Source organism: Agrobacterium sp. ICMP 6402, from assembly GCF_009498615.1.
Classification (GTDB): domain Bacteria; phylum Pseudomonadota; class Alphaproteobacteria; order Rhizobiales; family Rhizobiaceae; genus Agrobacterium; species Agrobacterium burrii.
Window position 1 is genome coordinate 1 of the sequence record NZ_QSNV01000033.1, and the last position, 803, is coordinate 803.

An 803-nucleotide genomic window follows, 5' to 3' on the forward strand; every position below is an offset into this window, starting at 1 on the left:
ATGGCAAAGAGCAAGTTTGAGCGCAATAAGCCGCACGTCAACATTGGCACGATCGGTCACGTCGACCACGGCAAGACGTCGCTGACTGCTGCGATCACGAAGTATTTTGGCGAGTTCAAGGCGTATGACCAGATCGACGCCGCGCCTGAAGAAAAGGCTCGCGGCATCACGATCTCGACGGCCCACGTCGAATATGAAACGCCTGCCCGTCACTACGCGCACGTCGACTGCCCCGGCCACGCCGACTACGTGAAGAACATGATCACCGGTGCTGCGCAGATGGACGGCGCGATCCTGGTTTGCTCGGCCGCCGACGGCCCGATGCCGCAGACCCGCGAGCACATCCTGCTTGCCCGTCAGGTTGGCGTTCCGGCCATCGTCGTGTTCCTCAACAAGGTCGACCAGGTTGACGACGCCGAGCTTCTCGAGCTCGTCGAGCTTGAAGTTCGCGAACTTCTGTCGTCCTACGACTTCCCGGGCGACGATATTCCGATCGTCAAGGGTTCGGCACTTGCCGCTCTTGAAGATTCCGACAAGAAGATCGGTGAAGACGCAATCCGCGAGCTGATGGCCGCTGTTGACGCCTACATCCCGACGCCTGAGCGTCCGATCGACCAGCCGTTCCTGATGCCGATCGAAGACGTGTTCTCGATCTCGGGCCGTGGTACGGTTGTGACGGGTCGCGTTGAGCGCGGTATCGTCAAGGTTGGTGAAGAAGTCGAGATCGTCGGCATTCGTCCGACCTCGAAGACGACGGTTACCGGCGTTGAAATGTTCCGCAAGCTGCTCGATCAGGGCCAGGC

At 60.1% G+C, this 803-nt stretch carries 1 protein-coding gene; it reads left to right on the forward strand.

Going from position 1 to position 803, the window contains the following annotated elements:
• Positions 1–803 (forward strand): elongation factor Tu (locus DXT96_RS26820; RefSeq protein ID WP_153517194.1); only part of this gene is annotated, 803 nt, incomplete at both ends.